Below are 6,402 nucleotides of genomic sequence, written 5' to 3' on the forward strand. Positions count from 1 at the left end.
CCCCCCTATATTAACTTAATGAACTGTTTGGTATTGCCGTCGCAAACGAGCTATAAATTCAAAACTTTAACTGCTGTGGGTTGGAAAGAACAATTCGGCCATGTTTTAATTGAAGCGATGGCTTGTAAAATTCCCGTTATCGGTTCCGACTGCGGGGAAATTCCCCACGTCATCGGATCTGCGGGGTTAGTCTTCCCGGAGGGAAATGCGGGGATTTTGCGAGATTGTTTGCAGCAGTTGATGGAGCGGCGGGAGTTTGCTGCTGATTTGGGCGATCGGGGTTATCATAGAGCGATGAGCAATTATACAAATCAAGCCTTAGCTGAGCAGTTATTAGATTTTTATAAAGAATTGTTAGAGCGATCGTAACTTTTAAGCAAATCCACCTAATTAAACGTAAAATACAGATCCAGTCGCGCTGAAGCTAGATGTATATGTATTATTCCTGCTATAGCAACGATAACTCAAGCCTTCTTCCTTATTCCTGATGACGTTGTACGGAAAGCTCGAAGGCGACAGCACTGATGACGCTTGAGGGCGGGCACTCTTGGCACCGCCCCTACTGACTGATGACTGATAACTGATGACTGATAACTGATGACTAATGACTGATGACTAATGACTAATGACTTCTAATTAGCAGTATAATATAATTGTCAAATAAAAACTGTGGTAAATGTCTATTCCTTCCGACATACGACCTTTGGTTAACGAACTCTACCAGGTACTCGACGATACCGAGCGCCAAGCAACGCAAGGACTTTTTGCACTGAGAACAGCAATGTCTCTGTTTCCTGAAAATGAAATACTGATGCAATACTTTTCTTCGATCAGTAATTTTCAATTCTGCGTAGAAGGTACTCGCTTACAAGCAGAGCACATTGTAGGCAATGTATTAATGGCTAGTGTGCCCGATGAAGATGTTCAAAAAGCCGGAGATTATTTAGCAACATTGCTACATATAGCTCCAGAAGTTAAAATTATGATAGACAAAGTAGTTGAGAGATTAGAAGCATTGCCATGAAACAATTACCAGATGAAAGCCTACTCCTGGAAATCCTTGAAATGGTCAAAGCCACTGAAGCCAAAGCCAATGAAATGTATGAAATTTCCAAGCAAATATCTCACAATACTCAAATTAAAGCAACAAAGAGAGAGGAAGCTCGACAGCTAAACGGGCAGCCTTTTCCAGATGATTAAATTTGTAATGGGAGAGGTTGGTATGTTGATTTAAAGAACTATCCCCCCATGCAAATTCTCCAAATTATTCCCTCAATTTCCCTAAACCCGGTTCCTACGAGTTTTGCGACGAGGAACGAGAAATATACAAAGATACCGGGTTTCTGAGGTCTTTTGATAATCAGATTTATGTACGGCCAAAATTCCTCATCAATCAGGAATGAAACTGTTAAGTTCTTCGACTAGCAAATGTACTGTTGTTGAAGGATTGTCAGTTTCAGGATTGGGGCGATCGTATTCAATTAAAAGCCGTTTTGCGTGTTTAATTGCATCCTGCTGTTTGTGTTTTAGTTCCTCATAAATTGTCTCCCTGTTTTTCTCATACTTGTGTCCCAATAACTTCGTCAACATATTTGGATAATCTTTGCGAGAAATTCCAGTATTATAAAAGTAGAAGTGTAGTAAATACCAAAGTTCAAAAGCATCATTTGAATAAGCTACGTCAATACCGTTATTTCTTGCAAGAGTTATGGCTGAATTAAAATTGTGCGAGTCGTGAGGATTTTTATCGTTTCTATCGCGATCGAACACACACCAAAATCGGTCTGTTTCGTCGGATTCTGAGTCGTTTTTTAACTCAATAGCTTTTTCTACTAAACTCTTCGTGTTTCTCCCTTCTCCCTTGATATCAAGCTTAATTACCTTTGTGTCTACCGGAAAACTTCTAAAATAGTTGGGTTCTGTTTTCTCACCTTCGCACACGATTAAAAACCATCTTCTAGTTCTAACTTTTCTATTGTAGTAATCAATATTTGTTCTTCTAGACGAACTTTTTTTATTCATGAAGTTCACCTATTAGTTCTTTAAAATTACCTATAAAAGGGATAGCGCCATACTTACCGATAATGTAATCGCGCTCAAATGAGGCATTTTTTCCGACTTTATACTCTACCAAAGAATACAAATCAGTAGCGCCCTTGTTGTCCTTTTCAGTAAACCATATTTGATCCTTGCGAAAAGTATTGCTGCTGAGCAAATTTGTGTCGTGTGTCGTGAATATAAGCTGTGCGTTGTGCGGATTAGTCTCGTTAGAATTGAATAAGCAGATTAATTCGCGAGTAATCAGCGGATGAAGTCTAGCATCAAGTTCATCTATGAATAAAATCTTTCCTGTCCTTAAAGTATCCAGGAGAATACCTGCTAATGCAAATAGTTTGTTTGTTCCCTCGGATTCATGCTTTTCGATATCGAATAGTTCTAGAGAAGTTTGCTTACCGTCAGCATCATATTTCCGGTGAACAGTTTTTACCGCTGGTTTGATTCCAGAAACAGGGTATAAACTACCGTAGGAACTACCGTATACTGGAGTATTATTGGCAATAACAAATACAGGTTGATTTATGATTTCGATATCAGCAATGCCTAAGTCTAATTTTTTGATAAATTCAATAATATCATGTCGGTGGCGATCGTTCTCCAAGGACTCCAAGGTTTCTTTGCGGTATTGTGTATCTTGCAAGCCTGATATCAATTGCAAATTTTTACTGAACCACAGCAGAATTTTGCCAGAAAGTTTACCATTAAATTGTGCGACTACAGAAAGAAATAAAGCATTACTTCGGGTTTTATCGCTAAGGCCTTGTCCCTCTGGGAAATCATCTAATATAAAATTATCAAAATCCCGTTCAAAAAGCATTTTTTCTTCACTGTCATCACCTTTAAATAGCCACTCAGAAACAACAGCCCGCGCGTTTACCTCAAAACCGTACCTAAAAGTTTTTTCTTCTAGTAGAAAAACGATTTCAAAGAAAGACGGATCTTTTTCTGTCTCCGTACTTAGCCTGAATGCTTCAATATCGATCGCGTCTGAAACTTGCGTTTCTTTGGATGAGTTGAGGACAAACCATTTCATAAAGTTAATAGCAGCGATAAAATTGCTTTTGCCACTTGCATTAGCTCCATAAATAGCTGCTGTTTTAAGCAATCTTAACTTACGATTAACTTCAAAAACATTATTTGTGTCAAGCTCTTTTTCCTCCTCCGTAATTGACGAAGCTACCATGCTGAGGGTGACAGTTTCTTTAAAAGATTTGTAGTTACCTGCGCTGAATCCAATCAGCATAACTTGCCTCCGATCGCCTAAATTAGTATAAGGTGCAAAATTTTCACTTATTTCTATGATAACACAACCAGCTACCTCAGCTAATACCAAGTGCTAACCATGCGAATTATCCAAATTATTCCCTCAATTTCCCTCGTCTACGGCGGCCCGAGTCAAATGGTATTGGGACTTTCGGCCGCCCTTGCTTCCCAAGGCATTGATGTCACAATTATTACTACAAATTCTAACGGAGATATCGGTCAAATTCCCTTAGATGTGCCGTTAAATCAACCAATACAACAAAACGGCTATCAGATTATTTATTTCCGCTGTTCTCCGTTTCGTAGATATAAGTTTTCTCTCTCGTTATTGCAGTGGTTGAATGAAAATGCGCGACAATTTGACCTGGCTCACATTCACGCTCTTTTCTCACCAGTAACTACTCTCGCTGCTACAATTGCTAGATATCACAAGCTGCCATATATTATGCGTCCCTGCGGTATGCTTGACCCCGCCGACTTGCAGAAAAAAAAGCGCTTGAAACAGATTTATGGTAGACTTTTAGAACGCCCTAATTTAGCAGGGGCAGCGGCAATTCATTTCACAAGCAAACAAGAGGCTGAAATCTCAGAAAGATTTGGTTTGGACTGCACGGGCAAGATGTCGGTGCCACAGGATTTGGACGGCACAGGCAAGATGCCTGTGCCACGGGATTTGGTGATTCCATTGGGGGTGACAGCAGGTTTGTTTCCTAAGAGATTGCGGGAATCTCAAGTGCCAATCATCTTATTTATGTCGCGAATTGAACCTAAAAAAGGGCTTGATTTGTTGATTCCTGCATTAGAAAGTATTTTGGTTTCGGGTATAGAGTTTCACTTTATTTTAGCTGGTTCTAATCCGCAAGATGCAGGTTATGAAACAAAAATTCAAGAAAAGATACAAAATTCGAGTTTAGAACAATCTACAACAATCACTGGCTTTGTTAGTGGCGATTCAAAAGTTGAACTATTGAGAAAAGCCGACTTATTTGTGTTGCCTTCTTATTACGAAAACTTTGGCATTGCTGTTGCAGAAGCGATGGCTGCGGGTGTAGCTGTGGCTATTTCCGATCGCATACATATTGCGGCAGACATACAGCAAGCGGAAGCGGGCTGGGTGGGGCCTTTGGAAGTAGGGGCGATCGCCAATTCAATCAAATCAGCACTTCTGAACCCGCAGGAGAGGCAGCGCAGGGGATTGAATGGCAAAGAGTATGCCGAAAAGCATTATAACTGGGAGGCGATCGCCCGACAAACCATCGATGCTTACCAGCGCATTTTGTCATTTATACCAGAAGGAAGAAGTCATTAGTCAGTAGTTATTTGTTATTTGTTATTTGTTATTTGTTATTTGTTATTTGTTATTTGTAACAACTGGCAACTGGCAACTGGCAACTGACAACTGACAACTGGCAACTGCTTTCCGTACAACGTCATCAGGCAGAAGGAAGAAGCAATAAAATCAATCGTTTCAGCCATTAACAACGTCCTAACTATTTTAGCTGCAATACTTGTCAACAAAACTCTGCAATCCTGCCTGATATCCTGCCCCTACCGCCTGAAATCTCCAATCTCCATTCTTTCTATACAAACGCCCAAATTCTACAGCAGTCTCTCGCGAAAAACTCTCTTTTAATTCATACCTAACAAGTTCGCTTCCTGTATCTAAATTTACAATTTTGATAAAAGCATTTTTGATATTACTAAAGTCACCTTTAATTCGATCGGCTTCGTGAATGGTGACTGCAAAAGTCATTTCTTCAATTTCAGGATTAACTCTTTTTAAGATAACGCCGTAAATAGTTTTATTCTCTTTGTTTGGGTTGTTTTGGTCGGGAATAAATTGCAGTACCGAATTGTCACAGGATACCAGATTGTTGTAAAATATAAAATATTTCTCGTTGGGTACTTTGCCGTCAGAACCTAGCATAAACGCCGAGACATCGATCTCGTAGTTTTGTCCTGCCTCAGTTAATTGCCAACCGAGAGCGATCGCCATTTTTTTTAAATCCGGCGCTGCTTCAGATATGTTAAATCTTTCACCCTTACTTAATTGGACTGCCATCTGCTTATTTGTAAAACATAAAACTTGATTTAACTCATTTTAATATAAAATGACATGAGAATTTATTATTTTTATTAAAATTTAATATTTGGCGGCTGATAGCGGGCTCGATTAAAAATACGTGCTTGCTGTCTCGGAATTTATTTAAACTTACTTATAGCCTTTCGAGCTCTCATATGAGGTACTATGGGGCAAACCGGGCATAGGGCAAACCGGGCATAGGGGATAAGGATACCTCACCACGCGATCGAACGGCTATAGATATAATTACGCAAGTAAAAACCGGGCTTTGTGCAAAACCCGGTGGGGAAAATTGAACTTAATTTAATCCTAATTTTGAGCATTTTCAGAACTAGGTGGCAGGGTGACAAAATTACCGAAAGCTGCAACGGTTGGATAGGTTTTTTTGCCCAGTTGAGTTTGGTAAATGCTGGCAACGCCTAAGTTTTGACGTTCTGTTGTATTGTCGAGCAAGTGTTCGATCGAGCTCCGCTGCGAAGTTAGCAAATTTTTGCAACTGCCGATCAGCGTCTCTGCAACGCCGCTCAACGCTTGAGGCACGCGAGAATCCTTACATACGGTGTTTTCCAACTCGGTTTGGAGTACGCCGGAAGCATAAGTTAGGTATTTGTCTCTCGGAGGATTTGTAAATGCCATACCGGCGGCTAACACGCTTAGGGCGATCGCAACTTTTCCGATATTGCCGAAAAAATTAGAAGTTGGTTTGTGAGTATTCATGGGTTTATCAATAATCATTTTTTTCTTAGCTCCATTGAGTTATAAGTTTCTCTAGATTTAAACTACACTTGTTCAGAAACAGATTTCAGAAAGAAGAGGACAGTTTTTAGATTGGAGATTAGTTGCGAGTGCCAGCGATCGCGATCGGGAGGCTCCCACTCAAATATAATTTGGATCTAGCCCGATGGGATATCCGCAGTTTAACTTCCTTCTACTCTACTTTCTCGCCCAAATCCGGTAAATTTTCACTTATATCAATTTCATAAAGTAGCGCTAGATAT

At 40.0% G+C, this 6,402-nt stretch carries 8 protein-coding genes; 4 read left to right on the plus strand and 4 right to left on the minus strand.

Going from position 1 to position 6,402, the window contains the following annotated elements; translation table 11 throughout:
* The 3 genes from WBA89_RS23775 to WBA89_RS23785 all read left to right on the plus strand — a co-directional run.
* Positions 1 to 369: glycosyltransferase (locus tag WBA89_RS23775; protein ID WP_424409904.1), on the plus strand; the 369-nt coding region annotated here is incomplete at its 5' end.
* Between the two features lie 307 nt (positions 370 to 676).
* The gene (locus WBA89_RS23780; protein ID WP_424409906.1) at positions 677 to 1,024 is read left to right on the plus strand and encodes a hypothetical protein; all 348 of its coding nucleotides are present in this window, start codon (positions 677 to 679) and stop codon (positions 1,022 to 1,024) included.
* Positions 1,021 to 1,200 (plus strand): hypothetical protein, encoded by a 180-nt coding sequence (locus WBA89_RS23785; protein ID WP_424409908.1) that lies wholly within the window; start codon positions 1,021 to 1,023, stop codon positions 1,198 to 1,200. The genes WBA89_RS23780 and WBA89_RS23785 overlap by 4 nt, the downstream gene beginning before the upstream one ends.
* Positions 1,201 to 1,389: 189 nt before the next feature.
* Here WBA89_RS23785 and WBA89_RS23790 read toward each other — a convergent pair whose 3' ends face one another.
* Together WBA89_RS23790 and WBA89_RS23795 are read right to left on the minus strand one after the other, a co-directional pair.
* Positions 1,390 to 1,941, minus strand: coding sequence for an RloB family protein (locus WBA89_RS23790; protein ID WP_424409909.1), 552 nt, complete (start codon positions 1,939 to 1,941; stop codon positions 1,390 to 1,392).
* Between the two features lie 73 nt (positions 1,942 to 2,014).
* On the minus strand, positions 2,015 to 3,391 hold the full coding sequence (locus tag WBA89_RS23795; protein ID WP_424409911.1) for an AAA family ATPase: 1,377 nt from the start codon (positions 3,389 to 3,391) through the stop codon (positions 2,015 to 2,017).
* Positions 3,392 to 3,400: 9 nt separating this feature from the next.
* On the opposite strand from WBA89_RS23795, the gene hpsP reads away from it, so the two are divergent.
* On the plus strand, positions 3,401 to 4,630 hold the full coding sequence (gene hpsP / locus WBA89_RS23800) for a hormogonium polysaccharide biosynthesis glycosyltransferase HpsP (protein ID WP_424409913.1): 1,230 nt from the start codon (positions 3,401 to 3,403) through the stop codon (positions 4,628 to 4,630).
* A 186-nt stretch (positions 4,631 to 4,816) separates the two neighbouring features.
* Here the strand turns inward: hpsP and WBA89_RS23805 are convergent, their stop codons facing one another.
* Both WBA89_RS23805 and WBA89_RS23810 read right to left on the minus strand, forming a co-directional pair.
* Entirely contained in the window at positions 4,817 to 5,383 is a 567-nt protein-coding gene (locus WBA89_RS23805; protein ID WP_424409915.1) for a TerD family protein, read from the minus strand.
* A 330-nt stretch (positions 5,384 to 5,713) separates the two neighbouring features.
* On the minus strand, positions 5,714 to 6,139 hold the full coding sequence (locus WBA89_RS23810) for a DUF4359 domain-containing protein (RefSeq protein ID WP_424409917.1): 426 nt from the start codon (positions 6,137 to 6,139) through the stop codon (positions 5,714 to 5,716).
* Positions 6,140 to 6,402 lie beyond the last annotated feature (263 nt).

Source organism: Microcoleus sp. (assembly GCF_049646505.1).
In the GTDB taxonomy this organism is placed as follows: domain Bacteria; phylum Cyanobacteriota; class Cyanobacteriia; order Cyanobacteriales; family Microcoleaceae; genus Microcoleus.

Bases quoted from the DNA above. Each gene is read 5' to 3' on its own strand.
- WBA89_RS23780 (WP_424409906.1), top strand. From the start codon at position 677: ATGTCTATTCCTTCCGACATACGACCTTTGGTTAACGAACTCTACCAG.
- WBA89_RS23785 (WP_424409908.1), top strand. From the start codon at position 1,021: ATGAAACAATTACCAGATGAAAGCCTACTCCTGGAAATCCTTGAAATG.
- hpsP (WP_424409913.1), top strand. From the start codon at position 3,401: ATGCGAATTATCCAAATTATTCCCTCAATTTCCCTCGTCTACGGCGGC.
- WBA89_RS23805 (WP_424409915.1), bottom strand. From the start codon at position 5,383: ATGGCAGTCCAATTAAGTAAGGGTGAAAGATTTAACATATCTGAAGCA.
- WBA89_RS23810 (WP_424409917.1), bottom strand. From the start codon at position 6,139: ATGATTATTGATAAACCCATGAATACTCACAAACCAACTTCTAATTTT.